This window comes from Streptomyces sp. XY431, assembly GCF_001279805.1.
GTDB lineage: Bacteria > Actinomycetota > Actinomycetes > Streptomycetales > Streptomycetaceae > Kitasatospora > Kitasatospora purpeofusca.
On record NZ_LGDO01000343.1, the window covers coordinates 1 to 390 of the forward strand.

Annotated in this window: 1 pseudogene; it reads left to right on the plus strand. The window is 70.3% G+C overall.

What is annotated here, in order from left to right:
• Positions 1-54 precede the first annotated feature (54 nt).
• Positions 55-390: pseudogene (locus tag ADK60_RS25240) on the plus strand (beta-ketoacyl synthase N-terminal-like domain-containing protein); the annotation flags it as partial.

Here is a 390-nt window from a genome sequence, read left to right on the forward strand (position 1 = left end):
GACCAACACATCCAAGGCACCACCACCAACACCCCCACCACCACCCGCACCACCACCACCGACCACGACCCCATCGTCATCGTCGGCATGGCCTGCCGTTACCCCGGTGACATCACCACCCCCCAGGGCCTCTGGCGGGCCGCGCTGGACGGCGCGGACGTCATCTCGGACTTCCCCACCGACCGCGGCTGGGATCTCGCTAACCTCTACGACCCCGACCCCGACGCCGTCGGCCGGACGTACACGCGCAAGGGCGGATTCCTCCAGGACGCCGCCGTGTTCGAGCCGGAGTTCTTCGGCATCAGCCCGCGCGAGGCCACCGCGATGGACCCGCAGCAGCGCCTGCTGCTGGAAACCTCCTGGGAGGCCCTGGAGCGCGCCGGCATCGAC